The sequence below is a fragment of the Arthrobacter sp. SLBN-112 genome (assembly GCF_030944625.1).
Lineage (GTDB): Bacteria > Actinomycetota > Actinomycetes > Actinomycetales > Micrococcaceae > Arthrobacter.
This window is the reverse complement of sequence record NZ_JAUSXY010000001.1, coordinates 1215004-1236970: the sequence shown is the minus strand read 5'-3', so window position 1 is coordinate 1236970 and position 21967 is coordinate 1215004. Positions and strand designations below refer to the sequence as shown.

25 protein-coding genes are annotated in these 21967 nt (G+C 61.1%); 11 read left to right on the top strand and 14 right to left on the bottom strand.

Annotated features, from left to right (window positions below):
• Positions 1-17: 17 nt before the first annotated feature.
• Positions 18-1238, bottom strand: a complete 1221-nt coding sequence (locus QF050_RS05765) for a sarcosine oxidase subunit beta family protein (RefSeq protein WP_308929565.1) — start codon at positions 1236-1238, stop codon at positions 18-20.
• Positions 1235-2575 carry a serine hydroxymethyltransferase gene (glyA, locus tag QF050_RS05760; RefSeq protein WP_308929564.1) on the bottom strand — a complete coding sequence of 447 codons (1341 nt, stop codon included), beginning with the start codon at positions 2573-2575 and terminating at the stop codon, positions 1235-1237. Before glyA ends, QF050_RS05765 begins: the two co-directional genes overlap by 4 nt.
• A 124-nt stretch (positions 2576-2699) precedes the next feature.
• Here glyA and QF050_RS05755 point away from each other — a divergent pair, with 124 nt between their 5' ends.
• A complete protein-coding gene (locus QF050_RS05755) occupies positions 2700-3368 on the top strand; it encodes a GntR family transcriptional regulator (RefSeq protein WP_374121503.1) in 669 nt (222 codons plus the stop codon).
• A gap of 251 nt (positions 3369-3619) precedes the next feature.
• Positions 3620-3961 carry a DUF1508 domain-containing protein gene (locus QF050_RS05750; protein ID WP_308929563.1) on the top strand — a complete coding sequence of 114 codons (342 nt, stop codon included), beginning with the start codon at positions 3620-3622 and terminating at the stop codon, positions 3959-3961.
• 288 nt (positions 3962-4249) lie between these two features.
• Here the strand turns inward: QF050_RS05750 and hxlB are convergent, their stop codons facing one another.
• A complete protein-coding gene (hxlB, locus tag QF050_RS05745) occupies positions 4250-4798 on the bottom strand; it encodes a 6-phospho-3-hexuloisomerase (RefSeq protein WP_308929562.1) in 549 nt (182 codons plus the stop codon).
• A gap of 13 nt (positions 4799-4811) precedes the next feature.
• Between hxlB and QF050_RS05740 the strand changes: the two genes are divergently transcribed.
• The gene (locus QF050_RS05740; protein ID WP_308929561.1) at positions 4812-5036 is read left to right on the top strand and encodes a hypothetical protein; all 225 of its coding nucleotides are present in this window, start codon (positions 4812-4814) and stop codon (positions 5034-5036) included.
• Here QF050_RS05740 and QF050_RS20325 read toward each other — a convergent pair.
• The 6 genes from QF050_RS20325 to QF050_RS20320 all read right to left on the bottom strand — a co-directional run bounded on the left by QF050_RS20325 (position 4934) and on the right by QF050_RS20320 (position 9584).
• Positions 4934-5278 (bottom strand): PTS glucose transporter subunit IIA, encoded by a 345-nt coding sequence (locus tag QF050_RS20325; RefSeq protein WP_374121560.1) that lies wholly within the window; start codon positions 5276-5278, stop codon positions 4934-4936. The two genes, QF050_RS05740 and QF050_RS20325, sit on opposite strands and share 103 nt — an antisense overlap.
• Before the next feature lie 199 nt (positions 5279-5477).
• Positions 5478-6563, bottom strand: a complete 1086-nt coding sequence (locus QF050_RS05735) for a PTS transporter subunit EIIC (RefSeq protein ID WP_308929560.1) — start codon at positions 6561-6563, stop codon at positions 5478-5480.
• A 229-nt stretch (positions 6564-6792) separates the two neighbouring features.
• The gene (lipA, locus tag QF050_RS05730) at positions 6793-7818 is read right to left on the bottom strand and encodes a lipoyl synthase (RefSeq protein ID WP_308929559.1); all 1026 of its coding nucleotides are present in this window, start codon (positions 7816-7818) and stop codon (positions 6793-6795) included.
• A gap of 253 nt (positions 7819-8071) precedes the next feature.
• Positions 8072-8392, bottom strand: a complete 321-nt coding sequence (locus QF050_RS05725) for an FCD domain-containing protein (RefSeq protein ID WP_308929558.1) — start codon at positions 8390-8392, stop codon at positions 8072-8074.
• Positions 8323-8679 (bottom strand): winged helix-turn-helix domain-containing protein, encoded by a 357-nt coding sequence (locus QF050_RS05720; RefSeq protein ID WP_308929557.1) that lies wholly within the window; start codon positions 8677-8679, stop codon positions 8323-8325. Before QF050_RS05720 ends, QF050_RS05725 begins: the two co-directional genes overlap by 70 nt.
• A 71-nt stretch (positions 8680-8750) precedes the next feature.
• On the bottom strand, positions 8751-9584 hold the full coding sequence (locus QF050_RS20320) for an NAD(P)-dependent oxidoreductase (RefSeq protein ID WP_374121559.1): 834 nt from the start codon (positions 9582-9584) through the stop codon (positions 8751-8753).
• On the opposite strand from QF050_RS20320, the gene QF050_RS05710 reads away from it, so the two are divergent.
• From QF050_RS05710 to QF050_RS05675, 8 genes are all read left to right on the top strand, one after another.
• Complete coding sequence (locus QF050_RS05710) at positions 9528-9668, top strand: hypothetical protein (RefSeq protein ID WP_308929555.1); 141 nt, start codon at positions 9528-9530, stop codon at positions 9666-9668. The two genes, QF050_RS20320 and QF050_RS05710, sit on opposite strands and share 57 nt — an antisense overlap.
• A 554-nt stretch (positions 9669-10222) precedes the next feature.
• On the top strand, positions 10223-10495 hold the full coding sequence (locus QF050_RS05705) for a hypothetical protein (RefSeq protein WP_308929554.1): 273 nt from the start codon (positions 10223-10225) through the stop codon (positions 10493-10495).
• A gap of 99 nt (positions 10496-10594) precedes the next feature.
• Positions 10595-11932 carry an MFS transporter gene (locus QF050_RS05700; protein ID WP_308929553.1) on the top strand — a complete coding sequence of 446 codons (1338 nt, stop codon included), beginning with the start codon at positions 10595-10597 and terminating at the stop codon, positions 11930-11932.
• Positions 11933-12120: 188 nt separating this feature from the next.
• Positions 12121-13248, top strand: coding sequence for an amidohydrolase family protein (locus tag QF050_RS05695; RefSeq protein ID WP_308929552.1), 1128 nt, complete (start codon positions 12121-12123; stop codon positions 13246-13248).
• A gap of 5 nt (positions 13249-13253) precedes the next feature.
• Entirely contained in the window at positions 13254-14390 is a 1137-nt protein-coding gene (locus QF050_RS05690) for an amidohydrolase family protein (RefSeq protein WP_308929551.1), read from the top strand.
• Positions 14387-14866, top strand: coding sequence for a Rieske (2Fe-2S) protein (locus QF050_RS05685; protein WP_308929550.1), 480 nt, complete (start codon positions 14387-14389; stop codon positions 14864-14866). The genes QF050_RS05690 and QF050_RS05685 overlap by 4 nt, the downstream gene beginning before the upstream one ends.
• Positions 14867-15006: 140 nt before the next feature.
• The gene (locus tag QF050_RS05680) at positions 15007-15993 is read left to right on the top strand and encodes a PDR/VanB family oxidoreductase (RefSeq protein ID WP_308929549.1); all 987 of its coding nucleotides are present in this window, start codon (positions 15007-15009) and stop codon (positions 15991-15993) included.
• A gap of 7 nt (positions 15994-16000) precedes the next feature.
• The gene (locus QF050_RS05675; protein WP_308929548.1) at positions 16001-16966 is read left to right on the top strand and encodes an AEC family transporter; all 966 of its coding nucleotides are present in this window, start codon (positions 16001-16003) and stop codon (positions 16964-16966) included.
• Between the two features lie 731 nt (positions 16967-17697).
• Here the strand turns inward: QF050_RS05675 and QF050_RS05670 are convergent.
• The 5 genes from QF050_RS05670 to QF050_RS05650 all read right to left on the bottom strand — a co-directional run bounded on the left by QF050_RS05670 (position 17698) and on the right by QF050_RS05650 (position 21816).
• Positions 17698-18396, bottom strand: a complete 699-nt coding sequence (locus tag QF050_RS05670) for a 2-oxo acid dehydrogenase subunit E2 (RefSeq protein WP_308929547.1) — start codon at positions 18394-18396, stop codon at positions 17698-17700.
• Positions 18397-18585: 189 nt separating this feature from the next.
• A complete protein-coding gene (locus tag QF050_RS05665; protein WP_308929546.1) occupies positions 18586-19596 on the bottom strand; it encodes a transketolase C-terminal domain-containing protein in 1011 nt (336 codons plus the stop codon).
• Entirely contained in the window at positions 19593-20588 is a 996-nt protein-coding gene (locus QF050_RS05660) for a thiamine pyrophosphate-dependent dehydrogenase E1 component subunit alpha (RefSeq protein WP_308929545.1), read from the bottom strand. Before QF050_RS05660 ends, QF050_RS05665 begins: the two co-directional genes overlap by 4 nt.
• Positions 20589-20590: 2 nt before the next feature.
• Complete coding sequence (locus tag QF050_RS05655; protein WP_308929544.1) at positions 20591-20818, bottom strand: lipoyl domain-containing protein; 228 nt, start codon at positions 20816-20818, stop codon at positions 20591-20593.
• 332 nt (positions 20819-21150) lie between these two features.
• Complete coding sequence (locus tag QF050_RS05650) at positions 21151-21816, bottom strand: GntR family transcriptional regulator (RefSeq protein WP_308929543.1); 666 nt, start codon at positions 21814-21816, stop codon at positions 21151-21153.
• Positions 21817-21967 lie beyond the last annotated feature (151 nt).

The following is a 21967-nucleotide window of genomic DNA, read 5'->3' as shown; positions in this document are numbered from 1 at the left end:
TTTTCTGGTGGCGGCGGCTAGTGGGCCACGGCGGCGGCGCCGTGTTCGTCGATGAGCGCGCCGGTTTCGAAGCGTTCCAGCGAGAACGGCTTGTTCAGCCGGTGCGGGGTGCCGGTGGCGATCGTGTGCGCGAACGTCATGCCGGCAGCGGGGATTCCCTTGAACCCGCCGGTCCCCCAGCCGCAGTTCACGAACATGTTCTCCACCGGGGTCAGGCCCACGATCGGCGAGGCGTCCAGGGTGGTGTCCACGATGCCGCCCCAGGTCCGGAGCACGTGGGCCCGGGCGAAGATGGGGAAGAGTTCGACGGCGGCCGCCATCTGCTGCTCGATGACGTGGAAGGAGCCGCGCTGGCCGTAGCCGTTGTAGGAGTCCACGCCGGCGCCCATCACCAGTTCGCCCTTGTGGGCCTGGGACACGTAGACGTGCACGTGGTTGGACATGACCACGGTGGGGTGGACGGGCTCATGCAGTTCGGACACCAGTGCCTGCAGCGGGTGGGACTGGATGGGGAGCTGGAAGCCGGCCATCTCTGCCAGGACTGAGCTGTGGCCGGCGGCGCAGAGGCCCACCTTTTCGGTGTTGATGGTGCCGCGGTTGGTCTTGACGCCCACCACCCGGTCGCCGTCCTTGAGGAAGCCGGTGACTTCGCAGTTCTGGATGATGTCCACGCCCATTTCGTCGCACTTGCGGGCGAAGGCCCAGGCCACATGGTCGTGCTTGGCAATGCCGGCGCGCGGCTGGTAGGTGGCGCCCATGACGGGGTAGCGGATGTTGTCGCGGATGTTCAGGATGGGGCAGAGTTCCTTGACCTGCTGCGGGTCCAGCCATTCGGCGTCCACCCCGTTGAGCTTGTTGGCGCCCACACGGCGGATGCTTTCGCGCACGTCGCCCAGGGTGTGGGCCAGGTTCATCACGCCGCGCTGGCTGAAGAGGAAGTCGTATTCGAGTTCCTCGGGCAGGATCTCCCAGAGCTTGAGGGCGTGCTCGTAGATGGCGGCGCTCTCGTCCCAGAGGTAGTTGGAGCGGATGATGGTGGTGTTGCGGGCCATGTTGCCGCCGGCCAGCCAGCCCTTTTCCAGGACGGCGATGTTGGTCATGCCGTGGTTCTTGGCCAGGAAGTAGGCGGTGGCCAGGCCGTGGCCGCCGCCGCCCACGATCACAGCGTCATAGGAGGATTTGGGTTCCGGGTTCCGCCAGAGGAAGTCCGGGTGCTCCGGAAGGTGCTGGGTGTTCACTGGGCGGCTCCAATCAGGTCTGCTTCGGCTTCGTCCAGGCCGGCGCCGGCGGTGAGGTGCGGGTAGAGGGGGAACTTGTCGGCCAGGGCCGTCACCCGGTTGCGGAGTTCGACGGCGGTGTCCCCGGGCAGGGTGCCCGTGCCGGCGGAGGCAATCAGCGCCGTGGCGATGATGTCTGCCACTTCGGTGAATTCGGCGGCGCCGAAGCCGCGGGTGGCCAGTGCGGGGGTGCCGATGCGCAGGCCCGAGGAAACCATCGGCGGGCGGGGGTCGAACGGGACGGCATTGCGGTTGACGGTGATGCCGATCTTGTGGAGGGCGTCCTCGCCCTGCTGGCCATCGAGCTCGGAGTTCCGGAGATCCACCAGGACCAGGTGGACGTCGGTGCCGCCGTTGACCACGGAGATGCCTGCGGCCTGGACGTCGGGCTGGAGGAGGCGTTCGGCCAGCAGCTTGGCGCCCTGCAGGACGCGCTCCTGGCGCTCCTTGAATTCCGGTGCAGCAGCGAGCTTGAAGGCGACGGCCTTTGCGGCCACCACGTGCTCCAGTGGTCCGCCCTGCTGGCCGGGGAACACGGCGCTGTTGATCTTCTTGGCGTACTCCTCCTTGGCCAGGATGACGCCGCCTCGCGGACCGCCCAGGGTCTTGTGCGTGGTGGTGGTGACCACGTCCGCGTACGGGACGGGGTTGGGGTGCAGCCCTGCGGCGACGAGGCCGGCGAAGTGGGCCATGTCCACCATGAGGTAGGCACCCACGAGGTCGGCGATCCGGCGGAATTCGGCGAAGTCCAACTGGCGTGAGTAGGCGGACCAGCCGGCCACGATCAGCTTGGGCTTGTGTTCCAGGGCCAGGGCTTCCACCTCTGCCATGTCCACCCGGAGGTCGGATTCGCGGACGTGGTACGGAACCACGTTGTAGAGCTTGCCGGAGAAGTTGATCTTCATGCCGTGGGTGAGGTGGCCGCCGTGGGCCAGGGAGAGTCCAAGGATGGTGTCGCCCGGGTTCAGCAGGGCGAACATGGCGGCGGCGTTGGCCTGCGCGCCGGAGTGCGGCTGCACGTTGGCGAACTCGGCGCCGAACAGGGCCTTCACGCGGTCGATGGCGAGCTGCTCGATCACGTCGACATGCTCGCAGCCGCCGTAGTAGCGCTTGCCCGGGTAGCCCTCGGCGTACTTGTTGGTCAGAACCGAGCCCTGGGCTTCCATCACGGATGCCGGAGCGAAGTTCTCCGAGGCAATCATTTCCAGGGTGGACTGCTGGCGGTGCAGTTCCTGTGCCACAGCGGCGGCGACGTCGGCGTCCACGGTGGCGAGCGAGGCGTTCAGTACGTCCTGCATTGTTCTCCTTTTGAGCCCTTCGGAGTTACTGATCCATAACTGATCTGTAACTGATATATTAGAACTGACGTAATAGTATGTTGTAGATCACGCGGCAGTCAATAGCTACCTTGGGAGAGCCCGGATGAGCGTAATGCTAGAGAACCAGCTGGCCGGAGAAGGCGACCTCTCGCTCGCAGAGCAGGCCTACCGGCACCTTCGGGACCGGCTCATCATGCTCGACATCAGGCCGGGCGAGGCCATCAACGACGGCAAGCTGGCCGCGGAACTCGGGATCGGCCGCACGCCGGTGCGGGAAGCGCTCAAGCGCCTGGAAGGCGACCACCTCGTGGTCTCGTACCCCCGCCGCGGAACGTTCGCCACCGTCGTCGACATCACCGAACTCGCCGACGTCTCCGAACTCCGCGAGTCCCTGGAACCTTTGGCAGCGCGCCGCGCTGCCAAGCTGGCCACCCCGGCGCTGCGCCAGGAAATCCGTGACACCGCCGCAGCAATCTCCACCATGGGTGATGCCGAGGACCCTTATGACCTGATGCGCTATGACATCAAGGTGCACCGCCTGATCTACCGGGCGGCCGCCAATACCCACCTTGAAGACGTCCTGATCCGCTACGACAACCTGGCCACCCGCATCTGGTGCATGGTGCTGGAAAAGGTACCGTCTGTGGCGGCCCACATTGCCGAGCACGTGGCGCTGCTGGAGGCCGTGGCCGACGGCGACTCGGACCGTGCGGGCAAGCTCGCCCTGGAGCACGTCACCAGTTTCGAGCAGGCCATCCGCAACGTGCTGTAGCTTCTGCGTCCGCGTGGTTTCCTCACGCGCTATTGCCCCTGGCTGAACTTGAGAGCAGGGGATCACTTGGGTTGGATGCCGGGCAAAGCCTTGCGCGGGCAAGCGTCCCTGCGAAACACTCAAGGTACGCGTGCTGAATTTGACGGAAATTTGGATGGCGGGATAGCAGGAATTACAGAGGCAAGGATGCCTCGTGCCTGTCGGGGCGGCAAAGATGCCACCCCAAGATCCCGCAGACCGAAAGGATCGCAATGGCAGGAATGTTCGAACTATTTGTCGACGCGGAATCAGCGTTCAGGTTCCGGCTGACAGCGCCAGACGGCACCATCATGGCAGTGTCCAAGCCCTTCGACACCAAGACGGACGCTGTTGCCGGCATCGCCGCCGTGCGCGAATACGCCGGCATGGGCCTGATCAGCGACCACTGCACAACACCCGCAAATGCCGCACAACCAGCAGTCTGGAGGGATCCTGGGGGCCAAACTGAGGATTCCCCGCGCATGCCAAAGATCGACTTCCACACCCGTGCCAGGGCGGTCCGCCGGGCCGTCTCGGGCCCCCGCTGGGCCGGGGCAATCCACAGCCTTTCCTAAACGGCCGGGAGGGGCGTGGAGCCCCCTCCTTCGCGCCAGTTTTACGTAAGGTAAACTATCGGCTCTTTGCGGATTGCTATTTTCGGTCTGCCCCACTGTGTGCCCCGGGCTACACCACACCTGCGGAAAACGAACGTGTACACGAGCCGATGCCGTCGACCTTGCGCCGAGACGTGTGGCGGGGCTCGAACCGATCGGGCGGCCGCCGATACAGCGGAAAACGTGCTGCTCTGAGCGTAGCGGGCGCGGTCGCCTGATCGGTTCGGGGCTGCGTTGATGCAGTTGGGGCTACTCAGTGTTGGCGTGGGCAGATTTGGCCGCTGAGTTGTCAACGCCGCGGCGGGTGGCGATTTCGAGACATATGGCATCCAGGGCCAGGTGAGTGACCTGGTCGAACAGGCTCGACAGTGGCTGTACGGTTGGGGCCTCGCCTTCACGGCGGTACTTGGTCGCTGCCGGGATCACCATCACGGCCGCGGCGAGCAGCCCGAGCGGTGAGGCAGGTTCAGTCGTCACTGCAAGCACGTTTGCACGGACAGACTGGGCCTGTTCGGCAACACGGACCGTTCCTGCTGTCGTTCCCGATCCCGATACGGCAAAGATCGTGTCGCCCTCGCGGACCGAGGGAGTGACGGTCTCTCCGATCACATAGACCTGCAAGCCGAGGTGCATCAGACGCATTGCAAACGCGCGGGCCATGAATCCGCTGCGTCCTTCGCCAGTGATGAACACCCGTTCGGCCAGCGCGAGTCGGTTGGTCAGCTCCTCGAGTTGTGCCGGATCGATCCGCGGCACGACGGCCTGGATTTCTTTGAGGATGGTTCTAAGTCCGCTCATGGCAGGACCTTGCATGATCCTTGCACTTCCCACGTACCCGTTGAGCCCCGATCCCTCCGACGTCTTGGCGGCAATGCATACGGCACATGACAGCTACGCGTTCGGTGACATCCACTGCCCCGGCGAATACCCCGGCTACCTGCTGCGATACTTCCGGGACAACGGCATCGACCTGGACATCACCCTCGAATCCGCAGCAGGCCTGGCCGCTTTGATGGTGCCCGTGATTGGGGAGTAGATCCGGCCGTCCGCGGGGATGATGCCTAGGCCCTTGCCCATGGCGCCAGAGGCGAACACTTTGTCTTGAACGTCCTTGAGGGCCACGGCCTGTCCGGTGACGGGGGCCAGGACCTCTACCGTGCCAGCGAAGGTGGGAGCGGGAACAGGGTCAGCTTCGGGAATGGAGGTGCCGGCGTCGGACGTCGCTGCCGATTCCGCCTCACGTGGGCCGAAGAAGAAGGTTAGACCGAAGGCGATCATTACGGCTGTGCCTGTTCCTACCAACAGTAGGCCGAAGTCGCCCACGGTGGTGAATGCGGGCAGTTCCAGCAGCGACGGGAACACGAAGGAAGTTGCACCGCTGCCGCCGGCCGCTACAACTGCGTCGCCTAGGACACCACCGGCGATACCGAAGTAAAACGGCCTTTTTAGGGGAAGGTTGACGCCATAGATGCGCGGTTCAGTGATGCCTGCAAGGAAGCCCGATAGCGAAGCGGGACCTGCGACGGCACGGCGGGCTTTGTTGCGGGTTCGGAAGGCCACGGCAAGGGCTGGCAGCTGCTTGGGCGAGCACGGCGGGCAGCAGCGGCCCGAACAGGAGGGAGTGGCCCTGGGCGATTTCGTTCAGCATGCCAGGAACGAAGCCCCAGTGCAGGCCGAAGAGGACAAAGACTTGCCAGAAGCCGCCTATGATGGCTCCGGCGAGCCAGGGTGCGACAGTGAAGGCGGTGCTGATGCCGGCTGAAAGACCCTGTGCAGCGTAGGTGGTGATCGGGCCGACAGTGAGAAGAACCAGCGGCACCATCACCAGCAGGGTCAGCAGTGGTGTAGTGAAGTTCCGGATGGCTGAGGGAAGTGCCCGGGTGAGGAAGCGTTCAAGGTAGCCCTGGAGCCAGACGGCCACGATGATCGGGATGACAGAGCTGTTGTAGTTCATCATCACCACCGGAAGGCCGGCGAAGCTTACGGGCTCGGTCTGCGCGGCCAGCGCGACGATGCTCGGGTAAACGAGTGCGCCGGCTATGGCCATGGACGTTTTTGCTGCCGTGACTGCCAGAAAGAGCGGAAGGAAGTAGAACAGTGCGTCCGCGGTGGCGGCCAGAATCACATTGGTCTGGGACGTTGGGTCAAGCAACCCCGTTTGGGTGGCCAGACTCAAGAAGGCTTTGAGCAGACCGGAAGCGGCCAGTGGCCAGATGACAGGTGAAAAAATCCAGGAAATCAGGTCAATGAAGCGGCTCAAAAGGTTGCCCTTTGATACCGGCTCGTCATCCACCGTGGAATCTTCGGTGAGCTTGGTGATTTTGCCCAGTTCTGCGTAGACGGTTGGGACGTTGTCGCCGATGACTACCTGGTATTGGCCGCCAGCCTTCATTACGGTGATCACACCTGGCAGCTTTTCGACGGCGGCGGTGTCGGCCTTTGCCTCGTCCCTCAGCTTGAGTCGGAGCCGGGTAGCGCAGTGGGCGGCGCTGACGATGTTCTTTTCGCCGCCCACTCCTTGCAAAATCTCTCCGGCCAGCGACCGGTAGTTCACATTTGCCATGCCAGACCTCTCTGTCTATTTTTGGGCACAAAAAAAGACCCGAGACGCACATAAGTGCTTCTCAGGTCTTGCCCCGTTTCCGAGTAACAATCCTGACGGCGAAATGGCCGCTGACATGGAAACATAGGTGTGGTCGTCATCGTGTGCAACCCGAACTTGAATAATGGTGACGGGGCCATACGTCTTACGTAGATACCTTTGCCGTGGCATCGTTTGTCACATCTGATCGTTAGCTTTTGCCAGGAGGCAGGAGCAGTGAGCTGGCTTCCTGGCGGGTGGTGCCGGAATCCTGGATGCCTTCTGCGATGTGGGCGAGTTCGGCGGGGATGTCCCGGCCTTTCTTCCGCATCGCCGTGGCCCAGAGCCGGCCGGCCCGGTACGAGGAGCGCACCAGCGGGCCACTCATGACGCCGAGGAAGCCCAGCTCGGTGGCCTCGTCCTGCAGGTCCACGAACTCCTGGGGCTTGAACCACCGGTCCACCGGCAGGTGCCGCTCACTCGGGCGCAGGTACTGGGTGATGGTGATCAGGTCGCACCCGGCCTCATGCAGGTCCCGCAGCGCTTCGGAGATTTCTTCGCGGGTTTCGCCCATGCCCAGGATCAGGTTGGACTTGGTCACCATGCCAAGGTTCCGGCCCTGTGTGATCACATCCAGGGACCGCTCGTACCGGAACGCCGGCCGGATCCGCTTGAAAATCCGCGGCACGGTCTCCACGTTGTGCGCGAACACCTCCGGCTTGGAGTCGCAGATCGCGGCGATGTGTTCGGGTTTGCCGGAGAAGTCCGGGATCAGCAGCTCCACCCCGGTGCCCGGGTTCAGCTCGTGGATCTTCCGGACGGTCTCGGCGTACAGCCACACGCCCTCGTCCGCCAGGTCGTCCCGGGCCACCCCGGTGACGGTGGCGTAGCGCAGCTGCATGGCCTGCACGGACCGGGCCACCTTGGTGGGCTCGAACATGTCCACCGGGGAGGGTTTGCCGGTATCGATCTGGCAGAAATCACACCGCCGCGTGCACTCGGACCCGCCGATCAGGAACGTGGCTTCCTTGTCCTCCCAGCACTCAAAAATGTTCGGGCAGCCGGCCTCCTCACACACCGTGTGCAGGCCCTCTTTCTTCACGAGGTTCTTCAGCCCGACGAACTCCGGGCCCATCTGGACCTTGGCCTTGATCCACTCCGGCTTGCGCTCCACCGGAACAGCAGAGTTGCGCTGTTCAACGCGCAAAAGCTTCCGGCCTTCAGGTGCCAATGTCATTTCAACGCTCCCTTGCCTCTGGATGGTTCGATGGTGGTGCGGTCATTAGTGCCTGTTTCCGCTCTGATTCGTTGAGTGCTACTCGCGATTTGCGAGCAACTTTTGCTGAGCCTGCGCATCAGCGGCACCGGAACCAAAAGTTGGCACCACTGATGCGCCGGATGCTTGTAGCCCATAACTCTCATTGCTAGGCCACGACAATTTTCGCGGCGTCGTTCAAGTGTTCGTTGAGGGCTCTGATTGACAAAGAGGGTCACCGGTTTCGATGACGATCACGATGTCGCGGTGACGCTTCGCGCTTACCCTTGGCGTCGTCCTTTTCCGGACCGCGAAAAGCGACGGACATGCGGCAGGAGCCTTCAAGGGAGGTCCAGGAGCGAAGCAGTGTTTGGTTACCAGTTAGCCTGCAGAGGCTCCGGTGGAATTCTGTTTCGGTTTCAATCCGTTCCTCGACTGATGCCTCACGGGCAGCCTCTATCGCGTCGACTGCCTGATGCAGTAATCTCACTGCCATTTCACGGTCCGGGAGTTCGCAAAGTGTACGAACGGCCAACGATTCCAGCGCGGCACGCACAGCATAAATATCGCGCGTCGCAGCGGCGTCAATACGGCGGACCGAGAGTCGGCCTTGTGATCCTCTGCAGTGATCAGGCCTTCTTGTTCGAGCGATCTAGGCGCTTCACGGAGGGTTCCGCGGCTGATCTGTAGCATGTCCGAAAGCTCTGTCTCAACTAGGGGCCGGCCGGGTGGGAGTTCGCCGCTCGTGATGGCGGCGCGGAGCGCGCCCAGTGCCTGCTCACGGAGGTTCTTCCTTTCCAGACCATGCAATGGTAGGGGCACGACCGCGTGGGCGGATGTCATCGGGTCTCCTCCTTCTTGCTTGTCATGTGGATACAGGTTGCTGGAGTTACGCACTTGCGTTGTCGAAGGTTCTACCCTTCGTGGGTGGCCGGACCCCGCCGGACATCCACGATTGAGGAGTCGTCAGCGGCAGCCAGGCCTTCTTCGGTCGCGCGCTGGAATTCGCGGGTGACTGCGTCGAGGATTCTGGCGTCGAATCCCGCCGCTGCCGCTGCGGCCTTCACCAGTTGCGTGTCCTTAACGAAGATGGACAGATGGGTCTGCGTGGGGCGCTGTTCCGGGGATTGGAGCATGCGGGGACCTCGGTCGGTGAGCATCCAGGATCCGCCGGCGCCTTCGCTGACGGCTTTGAATACTTTGCCTTGATCCAATCCGAGCGATTGAGCGAAGGCGAGTGCTTCGCCTGCAACGGCGAGATGGGACGCAGCCAGCAGCTGATTGACCATTTTGTAGGCCTGTCCGTCGCCGACTTTGCTTCCGCAATCCTGGAGGGTCCCCATGGTTGCCAATATGTTCCGGAGGGGTCCTACGTCCGCCGGGTTACCCGCGGCGAAGAGAGTCAGTCGCCCATCAACCGCGCCGCTGACTCCTCCTGTTACGGGGCAATCGACGGCGCTGATACCTCGCACCCTGAGTTTGTCAGCGAAGTCTCTTACCGCATGGACACCTACGGTGCTGAGTACCACAACAACTTTGGTAGCGCAGGCTCCTGAAAGCAGTCGGGACTTCAGCAGGTTCATCAGCTGGTCGCCGGTTGCGACCACTACAAAGAGGGCGTGGGCGTCAGCGAGATCCTCAATTGCCATTGAAGCCGGGATTCCCAGCTCGGAGGCTTTCAGGACCTGGTCATGACTTACGTCTACGGCGTGCAGAGGCTGGCCGCTGTCATGTATCCGCTGCGCCATAGGCAGACCCATGGCACCTATCCCAAGAAAACCGGCAAGCGGAATCCCTTTCACTCTGCTCATACTGTCTGCGCCGCCTTGTGATGAAAAAATCGGAGAGCGGGTCGGTATGCCATGCCCGCCCACGGGGTGGTGGTGGTTGGATTGCGCGGTAAGTCCCCCATGGGAGTAGCGCTTGAGCCGCCTAGCAGCCCTCAGAAGGCCAGGAATACAATCTACGGTCAGCCCAAAGCCTAACTTGGTATTACCAAGGTGTCCAGCCGCAGGTACTCCCCCAAAAATCCAGCACTCCCGCGTGGGCTGCACGACAGGCGGGATGAGGCAGCAGGGCTGTCCGCTGCTTCGCTTCCGCATCTTCTGGCCCCGACACCTTTAAACCTTTGTAGCCGTATGGCAAAGCCGATCCCACGCCAGTCGGCGATGTGGGCTTGACCACATTTCTCGGTCATGCCAAACTTGTGCCTTGGTAGTACCAAAATTTTGGCCCGTGTAGGTGAAAGCCATCATGCGCCTTTCGAACTTTGGTCACACCAGAGCGAACGTGGGAGCCCCCACTAAATGCCCGCAGTCAATATCCCCTTAACGGGCGAAAGCGAAAGGATTCTGCTTTGGACACTGTCGTCAAGCGGAAGTCTCCGATGAGCAGCGCGCAAACCTGCGCGCTTCGACCGGAGCCGAAGCAGGAGCCGGTCGGCGTAGCGGCCCTGCGGGTCAACCAGTGGAGCCTCCTGGTTGGCCTTGAGGTAGAGGTTCGCCTCGAGCCAGGACACCGTATTACCGGTCGGGTCGATGACGCGATGCCTGACTCCACCCTCCTGTGGCTGATCACAGATGGTGCAGGAAGACGTGCGATCGAAAAGTCCCAAGGGCATGAAGTCTGGGTCCACACGTCGGTCGCAAACCTCCGCTGACGGAGGGTAGAGGCCGTCAGGTCCCTGCCTTCCGATTAATCTGCATGTGCGTTATACCTACATATGCGCGAGGCCTCATCGCCCGCGCGAAAGGGACAAATGAGCAACAAATCCTCCGTCTCGAATTCCGAGGCCACAGAACGGTCGGCCGAGAAATCTCCTCCGATCATGAAGAAAGTCGCTTTCGCGAGTTTTGTTGGCACAGCGATCGAGTATTACGACTTTTTCGTTTACGGGACAGCAGCGGCGCTGGTCTTCCCGACAGTGTTTTTTCCTGAAATGACTCCAGCGCTGGCCGCAACGGCTTCCTTCGCTACCTTTGCCGTGGCCTTCCTCTCACGGCCCCTCGGTGCCGCGATCTTTGGCCATTTTGGTGACCGCCTGGGGCGGAAGAAGACACTTGTTGCCACCCTGCTCATTATGGGGCTTTCGACTGTGGCCGTTGGAATTCTGCCGGGATCTGCCGTTATTGGCGTAGCCGCCCCCATCATCCTGTTGGCACTTCGCCTTCTGCAGGGAGTGGCGGTAGGTGGCGAATGGGCCGGCTCGGCCCTGCTGAGTGCAGAATACGCGCCAGCCAATAAACGTGGGCTCTATGGCATGTTCACCCAGCTGGGCGTGGGTGCCGGCCTGGTGCTGACAAATCTGGTCTTCCTTGTCGTCAACTTCACCATGGGAGAAAAGAGCGAGGCGTTCCTCGCCTGGGGCTGGCGGGTGCCGTTCCTTTTCAGTGCCGTCCTGGTCATCGTTGCGCTGTATGTGCGCCTCACCATCGAAGAGACCCCGGTCTTCCGCGCCGAGAAAGCGAAATCGGGGGCCACCAAGGCACCCATCGTCGAGCTGTTCCGTCACCAGGGAGGCCGGGTAGTCCTCGCAGGCGGCTGCATCCTCGGAGCCTACATCTACAGCTTCATGGGTGGAACATTCCTTCTTGGCTATGCCAGCACCTCTGTACATCACCCTCGGACACTGATCCTGGTGGGCGGTGTCCTCGGTGGACTCGCCCTGATGGCGGTCACCGCACTCTCGGCAATCCTCTGCGACAAATACGGGCGCCGGGCAATGATGATCCTGGGATTCGGCCTGGCCCTCCCCTGGTCCTTCGCAGTCATACCGCTTCTCGATACCGGATCAGCAGCCCTTTTTATCCTCGGAGTCATGGGAACGTCCGCCATCATGGGTGTCTTCTACGGCCCGCTCGCATCCTTCATCCCGGAACTCTTCGCCACCCGGTACCGCTACACCGGAGCCAGCCTGGCGTTCCACGTCAGTGGCATTATTGGTGGCGCTATCCCGCCGCTCATCATCGGCGGCCTCCTCGTGGCGTATGGGAGCTGGGCAGTTGGGGCCATGATGGCAACTCTTGTACTGCTTAGCCTGCTGAGCACCATTGCCTTGAAAGAAACGCGCAACGAGGCCCTGGACGCCGTCCACTAACCCCTAACTGACCGAACACCAGCGGTCCCGCGTGGACTTGCGCAACGAGCATCCCAAAAAGCAGTCCACTTGAGATCCACCTCACAGAGGCGTATTGTAATTCGAAACGGGATCCAGGATCCCGGATTCTGGATCCAGCGGATCCGCTTAGTTTTTCAGCACAACGAAGTGGAAGGAAGAGAATCCCTATGAGTCTTGTCCAAAAGAGCGAGGCTGATCTCACCTCGCCCAGCGGTGCCCGCCCGCCCGTCGTCGATTGCGACGTTCACCCCATTCTGGAGTCATCGGCTCAGTTGCTGCCATATCTGGATGAGTACTGGCACGATCAGCTGGTGGCCGCGAGGACACCCACGTATGAACCGAACTATCACCCGCGCAACTCTGCGATTGCCCAACGTCCTGAAACCAGGACCGATGGCAATGGCCGGGCCGCGACCACGGTGGAAAACCTGGTTGCCGATGTCTTCGAAGACGGATTCACCGATTTCGCCATTCTGAACTGCCTGTATGGCACCCAGCAGATCCACCAGCCACGGCGGGAGCAGGCCCACGTCCGGGCACTGAACACATGGATCGCCAACGAGTGGCTGGCCAAGGACTCAAGGCTCAGGGCATCCATTGTTGTCCCCCTGGGAACGCCGGAAGCCGCTGCAGCGGAAATCGATTTCTGGGCCAACGACGATCGATTCGTTCAGGTACTGCTGGTGGGCCAGTCGGAACTGCTCTACGGGCGCCAGATCAATTGGCCGATCTGGGAAGCCGCAGAACGGGCAGGGCTTCCGGTTGCGATTCACATCGGAGGCGTATTTCGCCAGGCCCCAACCTCGGTTGGATGGCCCGCTACCCATCTGGAATGGTATGCCGGCCAGACGTCCAATCTTGAAGCGCAGATCAGCTCGATTGTCTGTGAAGGCGTACTTCAAAAGTTCCCCGGAACCAAGGTGGTTGTCAGCGAGGTCGGATTCAACTGGCTGCCGGCGTACATGTGGAAATTCGACAAGCTCTGGAAGAGCTACCGGCCCGACACCCCATGGCTTGACCGGGCACCCTCGGAACTGATCCGGGAGCACTTCAGGTTCACCACCAGCCCCTCTGACGGTGCCGAGATTCCGGGGCAACTCGACAAGACCGTTGATCGGATGGGCTCCGATCGCCTGCTGGTTTACTCCAGCGACTATCCGCACAACCACGCCTCAGGGCCACGAGACATAGAAGCGGGAACCAACGACCCAGCGCTTCTGGACCGGATCTACCGCCAGAATGCCGCCGAGCTCTACAACCTGGTCGTTGCCGAAAACCGGATTGAGGGGAATTAGGAGCCATGACTACAGCTAAAAGCGAAAAGGCAACTGCTTTGTCCAAGCCAGTCGTCACTACCGGACTTATCGATGTTGATATCCACCCCCTTCCCAAAGTTGGTGGACTCAACGAGTACCTGCCAACAGGCATCTTGAAGCAGCTTGATGAGTATGGGATGAGGTCAACCACGGGGCTCCAGCTCATCAGCGAGTACCCGCAGATGTATGGCAACGCGATGCGCGCCGACGCCTGGCCTGAAGACGGATACCCGGGCAGCGACCTGGACCTCATGCGAACCCAGCTTCTTGACCTGTACAACATCGAACTCGGCGTGCTGCAGTGCCTGTCACCCGGAGGTCAGACACTGAACCCCGCCGGGCAGGCTCTGAATCCTGAACTCGGATCAGCCCTGTGCAGCGCACTCAACGATTACCAGATCGAGCACTTGGTGCACCCCGAGCCTCGTCTGCGCGTTTCGATGGCGATAACCTTCGAAGCGCCCGACCTGGCCGTCAAGGAAATCGAACGTGTTGGCTCCGACCCCGCAGTCATTTCCATTCTTGGCCTCAGCAAGACCATGGAACCGTTGGGCAGCAGGAAGTACTGGCCCATCTACGAGGCCGCGGTTGCGCACAACCTGCCCATCCAGGTGCACCTTTCCCAGGGCGGCGGACACGCCAACACGGGCACAGGGTGGACCTCATATCACGCCGAGTACCACGTCGGTCACGTACAAAGCATTCAATCGCAAATGCTGAGCCTCATTCTTCAAGGCGTCTTCGACCGTTTCCCCGGCCTCAAGATCATGTTCGTCGAGGGCAACGTCGCACATTTCGTCCCGTTGATCCAGCGGCTCGACTACCACTGGAAGACGCTGCGCAGTGAAGTTCCGAACTTGCAGCGCAAACCGTCCGAGTACATCTACGATCACGTCTGGGCATCCACCCAGCCCATCGATGAACCGCAGAACCCCCGGCATCTTCAGGAAATCATTGAAGAGTTCTGCCCGGACAACGTGCTCTTTGCTTCCGACTATCCACACTTTGATTTTGACTCGCCCGAAACGGTGTTCCCGGCAAGCTTCTCGCCCGAGCTCAAAGAGAAGATTTTCAGGACCAACGGCATGCGGTTCTTCGGATTGGAGAACGAGGGAAAGTGAGTAAGTACGTTGTTGCCCGAGCCGACGAGATTGAGCCAGGCGGCCGGAAAATCATCGAACTCGAAGGACGCTCGGTTGGCGTCTTGAATGTCGATGGTGAGTACTTTGCTCTCCTGAACCACTGCCCGCATGCCGGCGCCGAACTGTGCAAATTCGGCACCATCTTTGGAGTGTCTTCCGCTGAAAAGCCTGACACCCCCATTACCTACCAGCGCGGCCGCTCCATCAGGTGCCCTTGGCACCAGTGGGAATTCGACATCCGCACCGGTGAATCCTTTTACGATCCGAAAAACGCCAGAGTACGCAAGTACGACGTCGAAGTGTTCCCCGGTTCCCCCGAGGCCTTAACAGACCCTGAGGGTGGCCTGCAAAAGGGGCCCTACGTTATGGAGGGGTACGAGGTCAGTATCGAGGGCGGCGCCATCGTTGTGGATACGAGCCGTCGCCGCAAAGAACGTCGTCCCGGGAGCGAGTAGTAGTCCGCTGCTTGCAGGCCCGCCCCCCTTTTGGAGGGGATGGCACTTTTCCGTGGCAGCTCAGATGCCTCACAGGCATCTGAGCTGCCCAAACAGCAACCCGCCGGTACATCCGTGCCCAACTCTTACAGGTGAGATCCATGACCAATTCAACTCCAACCACGGCACATACCCTTCCGCACCTTACCCACGTGGACGCTGTCATTTCCGACATCGTCACCGAGGCCGAGGGAATCATTTCGCTGCACTTTGAACCCACGGCGGGAGTCTTTCCCGAGTGGCAGCCGGGCGCCCACATCGACCTCAATCTCGCCCCGGACCTGGTACGCCAGTATTCTCTCTGCAGCGACCCCAAAGATCGGCACAAGTGGCGGGTCTCGGTTCTCCGGGAGCCGCAGAGCCGCGGAGGCTCGGAATGGGTCCACGACAAACTGTCCGTGGGCGATCACCTTGTCCTGGGCAGTCCCCTGAACAACTTCGAACTGACCGTACAGCGGGAATACCTGTTCATCGCAGGCGGCATCGGTATTACCCCCATTCTGCCCATGATTGCCCAGTGCGAGGAACAAGGGCTGCCCTGGCGCCTGATCTACGGCGGCCGCAGCGAATCATCGATGGCATTCACCGCCGAGCTGGCACGCTATGGTGACAAGGTCACACTGTGGCCCCAAGACAAACACGGACTGATTGACCTGCCCACCCTGCTCAAGGAACCACGAGAAGGCTTTGCCGTCTACTGCTGCGGACCTGGCGTGCTCCTCGATGCAGTCGAAAGCCACTGCGAAAAGTGGCCCGCCGGTGTGGGCAGCCTGCACCTGGAGCGGTTCCGGCCCAAGGCCGGCGCGTTGGACGGCAAAAACACAGAGTTCGAAATCGAACTGGACTCATCAGGAGCAGTATTCACCGTTGCCGCGGACAAATCCATCGCAGAAACCCTTGAAGCAGCCGGGGTACATGTCCCCACGTCGTGTCGGGAGGGTACCTGCGGAACCTGCGAAACTGTCGTCCTGGAAGGAACACCCGATCACAGGGACTCATACCTGACACCGGGCGAGAAAGCCTCCAATGAAGTCATGATGGTGTGCTGCTCCAGGTCATGCAGCAAACGCCTGGTTCTCGATCTGTGATCCTGTCATGTTTGTTGAAGTATTTTTCAAAGTACTCCCCCTCTTCCTTGGAATCCTCGTTGGGTACCTTGCAAGTTACTGGCCTCGGTTCCAGGAAAATACAGAGTCTGCAATCAGTGCCTTCGTCTTCTATATCGCCCTGCCGGCCCTGCTCTTCGTCGTCGCAGCTGAGGCCGATCTGACCCAAGGCATCCCACCAGCCTTTCCCGTCTTGGCCGTGGCTGCGACCCTTGGAGTCGGCCTTATTGGCTTCGTTCCGCTTTGGATAATCTCAAAAAGAGAACTGCCAAACAGTATTGCCGCAAGCCTTTCCGCGACTTATGGCAACGTCTCTTACCTCGGCATACCGGTGGTGTTGGGAATTTTGGGCACAGCAGGGGGTCTTCCTGCAGTAATCGGCCAACTCGTCCATAACCTCATATTCCTGCTGGGCTACCCCGTCCTCCATGAACTGCTATTCAGCAAGCGGCCCGCCGGAGCGGGCCGATGGAAGACGATTGCCGCCACGGTAGGGAGAGCGTTGACGTGCAGCCCGCTGATCTGGGCCATCGTGCTGGGGATGGTAGTGAGCACGACCAAGATCCATGTGGTCGCGCCGCTGATGGAATTTACAAGCATGCTGGCAGGAGCAGCTGCCCCAGGGGCGCTCTTCGCCATCGGCCTAACCCTCCGGGGCGCCGTCCGAGTTTTTCGCGGCGGCAGACTTCGCCTGATGCCCGTGTGGGCGGCTGGCGCCGGCAAGCTCCTCCTTATGCCAGCGGCAACAGCGGCGGCGGCGCTGATTTTCGCTCCGGACATGCCGCAGCCCTGGCTCGTTACCCTCATCATCATGGCTGGAATGCCGACCTCAGCCACTGCCTTTGTGCTGTCCCAATCCAGTGGAGGAGACGGCCGGACAGTTGCGGCGATCATACTTGTGACCAACTTTTTCGGGATCGTCACCCTTCCCATTGCCGCACAGTTATTCACCTAGAGGGAGCGCGTCGATCCGGAGGAACTGTCCGTCTCGACTACCGGTCCCGCTCTCTTTCGCCTGGTCCCTCATGGGCCGGCGACGTTAACGACGCACGAGGTCTGGAGCCTGGGTCAGGCCCAGCGGCATAACGGAGGCAACCTCGCTTCGCTGCCGAAGGAGTTAAGGCGAAGGTTGGGGTGCCGGGCCCGTCATAACAACGCCTCAGCTTCGGCCCGTCACGCCATACGTCTGCTGTCCGGCCTGGCAGGTAAGAGTTGGCAGCTGCACCGGCGCTTTTTCTCTGTCCCTGGGCAGAAACTAATGGCCATTGACAGGCGCCCACGCCTTCGGCGGTCGATCAGGCCCTGTGAAGAGGGAGGAGCCGGGGACCTAACCCTGAGTCATGGGGTCGACCACGCCCTGAATTTGCGGCCACCGGCAACATCACAAGAGCCTGGAGGCTGTTGCGAGTGCGTGGTCCTCCGCTACAAGCTGCAGCAGGGTGATCGACTAAACCCGGACTCGTGCCCATAACCACGGCCTTGACTTCCGGATGCGACGTTCTATGCAACAGGCCGGCACCCCGCAAGGAGTGCCGGCCTGTTGCAAACGTTGGAGCAAGTGTCCGCGCAAATATAGTGCGTCTGGAACCGCGAGAAGATCGTGGGTGATGCGGCTGTCCTCGGGTTGGCACATAAGCCTGCTGACCTGGAGGACACACCGGGCCCAGAAGGAGGACCATGGGGCGCTCAAACCGTCGCTGTCAAACCTGCATCTTCGATTGCGGAAGCAAAGGCGCCAAGCACCGTTGCTGCGGCTGCCCCGTCAAGGGCTTGATGATCGAAGGTTAAGGACAACGGAATCTGGGGGGCGCCTCCAGGGAAGAAAGTGTGCATGGCACCGATGCCCAGGATGCCGACCTCTGGTGCGTTTAGAACGGGAGTGAACCAGTGGATTCCGAGCCCTCCCAGGTTGGAGACCGTAAAGGTTCCTCCCGTCATGGCGTCCGCAGTGATCTTTCCGGTTTTTGCAAGGTCAATCAGCTCCTTGCTCCGATGCGCCAGTTCTTTCAGACTCAGTTCGTTGGCGCCATGGATAACCGGAACCAGGAGCGACCTTCCCGTGTCCACCGCGAATCCAAGGTTGACAGCGGAATGCCGTTCGATCCCCTCTGGGGTGAAGAGGGCGTTGATCTCGGTATGAGCTTCCAGCACCCGTGAAACGCAGTGCATGATGATGTCATTGAGGGTAGGGCAGACATCCTCGGGGTTCTTGGCGCTCTGCGCTTTAAGGCCGCTTCGGAAGGAAACCAGGTTCGTGGCGACGGCATATCGAGTCAGGGTGACTTGTGCCGTTTCTTGCAGTGATGCCCGCATCCGCTGGGCGGTGATCTTGCGGGCACCCCGGACCTTGAGGATTTCCGTGCGTGCGTGGTCTGTGTCCTGCATTAGTCAGCTCTCTTGATGCTGTCGACAAAGCGTGTCTGTTGCGTCCAGCTTCTGGTAGGGGATCCAAGATCCGGGTTCCGTGCCATGTGGCGCCTGAGTTCGTGGAATGACGACTCAGACTGTGCGCTGCGCGATGCGGTCGCGGCGCACAGTCTGAAAGTCAAAGCCGGTGTGTCTTCGGTGGTGGAGTCACACCGTGAGCTTGTTGTGATGCCCCACAGTTGTCAGAGCTTCGGCGACGATGTCCTGCGTTGAGGGAACCACGGCGCTCTCCAGCTCTTCTGAGTAGGGGATCGGTGTACGTGCGGCGCCCAATCTGCGGGGTGCTGCGTCAAGTTCTCCCCAGCATTCCTGCACGGTATTACTGATGAACTCACCGCCCCAGCCGAAGTCCCGGACTGCTTCGTGAACAACCAGGAGGTGACGGGTTTTGCGGACTGAAGCAAAAACGGTCTCCATGTCGAAGGGGTACAGAGTCCGCGGATCAATGATTTCCACGTCCACCCCCTGTGAGCTGAGAACGTCCGCCGCTTCCAGTGCACGCTTGGTCATGAGTTGGGTGGCAACGATGGTGAGATCCTTGCCCTCACGTGCCACCCGGGCCTTGCCCAGCGGAATAATTTCCTTCGTGACTGGACCCTTGTCGTAGTACAGGGCCTTGTGCTCGAGGAAAATCGTGGGGTTATTGCTCTTGATGGCGCTGCGCAAGAGACCATAGGCATCGTTTGCTGTACCGGGAACCACAACCTCCAGCCCGGGGATATGGGCATAGAGGGTTTCCAGTGACTGTGAATGCTGGGCCGCTTTGCCGATGCCGGATCCCCCGTTGCTGCGCACCACCAGCGGGGTGGAGAACTGTCCCCCGAACATGTACCGGGCTTTGGCTGCCTGGTTAATCAGCCCATCTGCTCCAAGAAGCATGAAGTCGGAGTACATGATCTCAACGACGGTGCGTGTGCCCGCCATAGCGGCTCCGGCTCCGGCAGAGATCAACGCCTCTTCGCTGATGGGAGTGTCCCGGACGCGTTCCTTGCCAAACGTGTCCGCCATCTTGCGTGTTACACCGTAAATCCCGCCGCCTGTACCCCAGGTGGTGAGATCCTCACCCATGATGATCGTCGAGGGATCCTCAGCGAATTCATCATGCAAGGCTGCGTTCAGTGCCCGCCAAATCGTCAGTTGTTGAGCTGGTTTGTTCATCGGTTGTCCTCGCTGACTTGAGTGAAGGCTGAAGAAACGTCCGGGTAGGGAGAAGCCTTGGCGAATTCCTCAGCGCCGTCTACTACCGTCACGGCGGCTGCTGCAATCACGTTCAGTTGCGCCTCGTCCAAAACGTTCGAGTCGAGGAGTTTTTTCGCAAGCCGCGCGATTGGGTCGCGGCCCTTCCACTGCTCCACCTGTTCAGCGGTCCTATAAATTTCGGTGTCGCCGGCCATGTGGCCCAGGTACCGATAGGTATCAGCGACGATAAACGAGGGTCCCTGTCCCGACCGGGCCCGACGGACGGCTTCAGCGGCGGCATTGCTGACTGCTTCGACGTCCATTCCGTCGACATCGACGGAGGGCACTCCATAAGCTTCTCCCCGCCGGCGAAGATCGGGCTGGGCCACCATCTCCTCCAAGGTTGCGGACTGGGCGAAATGGTTGTTCTCACACACAAAGATCACCGGGAGGTTCCAGATCGCTGCGAGATTAAAGGCCTCGGCGAGCACGCCCTGATTGGTTGCCCCGTCACCGAAGTAGGCGACAGCGACGTCGTCTGTTCCCTGTGCCTGGGCCGCCAGTGCCGCGCCTGTTGCGAGCCCGATTCCGGCCCCGACGATGCCGTTGGTGCCCAGCAGGCCCAGCTCTTTCACGCCAATGTGCATGGAGCCTCCCTTGCCGCCGCAATATCCATCGCTGCGTCCCAGGATTTCGGCCAGCGTCCGTCCGGCATCTGCGCCCTTGGCCAGACAGTGGGCGTGCCCGCGATGGTTGCTCGCGACGCTGTCGGAAGCCCGCAGTGCCCATGAGACGCCTACTGCGACGGCCTCCATGCCTACGGAAGGGTGCGTGGAGCCTCGGATGAGGCCTTCCTCCGAGTACCCAGGCAGCCTGGACTCGAACTCACGGATGGTACTCATCAGCTCCAAGGCTGACGGCCCATCCATCTCGAGATCGAACGTGGTGGATGTCGTGGTTTCGGCAGTCATCGTTAGTTCACCCTCGCGATGATGCTCTCGGGTTCCACGACATCTCCCTCGGCTGCTACGTACGTAATAGTTCCGGTGGCCGGGGACACCACTTCGACCTGGACCTTGGAGGTCTCAAGTTCGGCGATGGCCTGGCCTGCGGTGACTTCACTGCCATCCTCTACCAGCCATTCGCTGAGGTCGGCTTCAGTTTCGGTGCCGAGGAGTTCCTGGCCCACAATGACATCCACAATAAAATCCCTTCGTTGGTGTTGCCTTAATTCATCATGGTGCTACCAAGCGCATCCTGTCAATGGTACGGCTGAAAATGCACATGATTGCTTGACGTGGGCGCCGAGGCGCCCGGCCCGGATTTGATCAGCGCTGCCGGGGCGGCTGCCGGCAGGGCGACGGACATGTACGGCGAGTAGCTTTTCGTTGCCGGTTCCTGCTCGCCATTTGCTCGACGAGATCCAACAAGCCGTTAGCTCGTCTGAGGCGTTACGAAACCTGGAGGTTCTCCCGTGCTTAACCGGCAGGTGGCAGCCGGATTCCCCGGGCACGGATGCGTGCGGCAGAGGCCTTAGTCTGAGAGGGAGATGACCCTGGCCAGCTGAGCTGCCCCATTCTCGAGATGCTGCCTCAATCTGCTCTCCGCCAGATCGGGGTCACCGTCGATGATTGCAGCAGCTATCATTTCGTGCTCGTCCCATGCGATGGCAGCCACGTCCGGCATTTTCAGCATTTTGAACATGGCGCGCTCCACCACCGACCATACGGGGATGACGACTTTCTGGAACTGCAAATTTCCGGTGGCGGCCAGGATCGACATGTGGAACTCTCTGTCGACTTCAAGCAGTTGCTCGGCATTGTAGCCAGCCACGTGGTCCCGATGCCGCTCGAGGACGCGACGGATCTGTTCCACACCCTCCATTGGGCGATGAGTGGCCACATGCCGTACGGCCTGGGATTCAAGAGCCTGCCGGATTTCGTAAACGTCCTGCAGATCCTTTACGTACAGAGGCCGGACGGCGACCCCTCCCCCGGGCAGCTTTTCGAGCAGCCCTTCAGTCACCAGTTCGCTGATGGCTGCCCGAACAGGCATCCGGCTGACGCCAAGCTGGTTGGCGACCTGCTCCTGGCTGAGGCGGACCCCGGAGGGCAGTTCGTCGCGCGCCACTGCAAGGCGCAGCCTGTCGCGCACTGTTCGGGCCAGTGTCGTCGAGTCCCGGGCAGGAATCTCTGTCATGGCGGGTCCGCCGGCCTGAGGCATGCTCGTTCCGAAGCCTGGCACAGTGTGTGAATTAGGCAGGGACATGTATTGCTCCTCAGGTAGCGGTATGGCTCATCCTATCCTTAGGATCCTGGATCCTGCAGGTGATGGGTTCCCCTTTTCCTGG

Coding starts and splice junctions, on each gene's coding strand:
- QF050_RS05700 (WP_308929553.1), top strand. CDS start 10,595: ATGAGCAACAAATCCTCCGTCTCGAATTCCGAGGCCACAGAACGGTCG.
- QF050_RS05710 (WP_308929555.1), top strand. CDS start 9,528: ATGACTTACGTCTACGGCGTGCAGAGGCTGGCCGCTGTCATGTATCCG.
- QF050_RS05650 (WP_308929543.1), bottom strand. CDS start 21,816: ATGACAGAGATTCCTGCCCGGGACTCGACGACACTGGCCCGAACAGTG.
- QF050_RS05670 (WP_308929547.1), bottom strand. CDS start 18,396: ATGCAGGACACAGACCACGCACGCACGGAAATCCTCAAGGTCCGGGGT.
- QF050_RS05735 (WP_308929560.1), bottom strand. CDS start 6,563: ATGGCAAATGTGAACTACCGGTCGCTGGCCGGAGAGATTTTGCAAGGA.
- hxlB (WP_308929562.1), bottom strand. CDS start 4,798: ATGAGCGGACTTAGAACCATCCTCAAAGAAATCCAGGCCGTCGTGCCG.
- QF050_RS05720 (WP_308929557.1), bottom strand. CDS start 8,679: ATGACATCCGCCCACGCGGTCGTGCCCCTACCATTGCATGGTCTGGAA.
- QF050_RS05675 (WP_308929548.1), top strand. CDS start 16,001: ATGTTTGTTGAAGTATTTTTCAAAGTACTCCCCCTCTTCCTTGGAATC.
- QF050_RS05755 (WP_374121503.1), top strand. CDS start 2,700: ATGAGCGTAATGCTAGAGAACCAGCTGGCCGGAGAAGGCGACCTCTCG.
- QF050_RS20320 (WP_374121559.1), bottom strand. CDS start 9,584: ATGGCGCAGCGGATACATGACAGCGGCCAGCCTCTGCACGCCGTAGAC.
- QF050_RS20325 (WP_374121560.1), bottom strand. CDS start 5,278: ATGATCGCCTTCGGTCTAACCTTCTTCTTCGGCCCACGTGAGGCGGAA.
- QF050_RS05740 (WP_308929561.1), top strand. CDS start 4,812: ATGATCCTTGCACTTCCCACGTACCCGTTGAGCCCCGATCCCTCCGAC.
- lipA (WP_308929559.1), bottom strand. CDS start 7,818: ATGACATTGGCACCTGAAGGCCGGAAGCTTTTGCGCGTTGAACAGCGC.
- glyA (WP_308929564.1), bottom strand. CDS start 2,575: ATGCAGGACGTACTGAACGCCTCGCTCGCCACCGTGGACGCCGACGTC.
- QF050_RS05705 (WP_308929554.1), top strand. CDS start 10,223: ATGAGCAGCGCGCAAACCTGCGCGCTTCGACCGGAGCCGAAGCAGGAG.
- QF050_RS05695 (WP_308929552.1), top strand. CDS start 12,121: ATGAGTCTTGTCCAAAAGAGCGAGGCTGATCTCACCTCGCCCAGCGGT.
- QF050_RS05665 (WP_308929546.1), bottom strand. CDS start 19,596: ATGAACAAACCAGCTCAACAACTGACGATTTGGCGGGCACTGAACGCA.
- QF050_RS05690 (WP_308929551.1), top strand. CDS start 13,254: ATGACTACAGCTAAAAGCGAAAAGGCAACTGCTTTGTCCAAGCCAGTC.
- QF050_RS05680 (WP_308929549.1), top strand. CDS start 15,007: ATGACCAATTCAACTCCAACCACGGCACATACCCTTCCGCACCTTACC.
- QF050_RS05750 (WP_308929563.1), top strand. CDS start 3,620: ATGGCAGGAATGTTCGAACTATTTGTCGACGCGGAATCAGCGTTCAGG.
- QF050_RS05660 (WP_308929545.1), bottom strand. CDS start 20,588: ATGACTGCCGAAACCACGACATCCACCACGTTCGATCTCGAGATGGAT.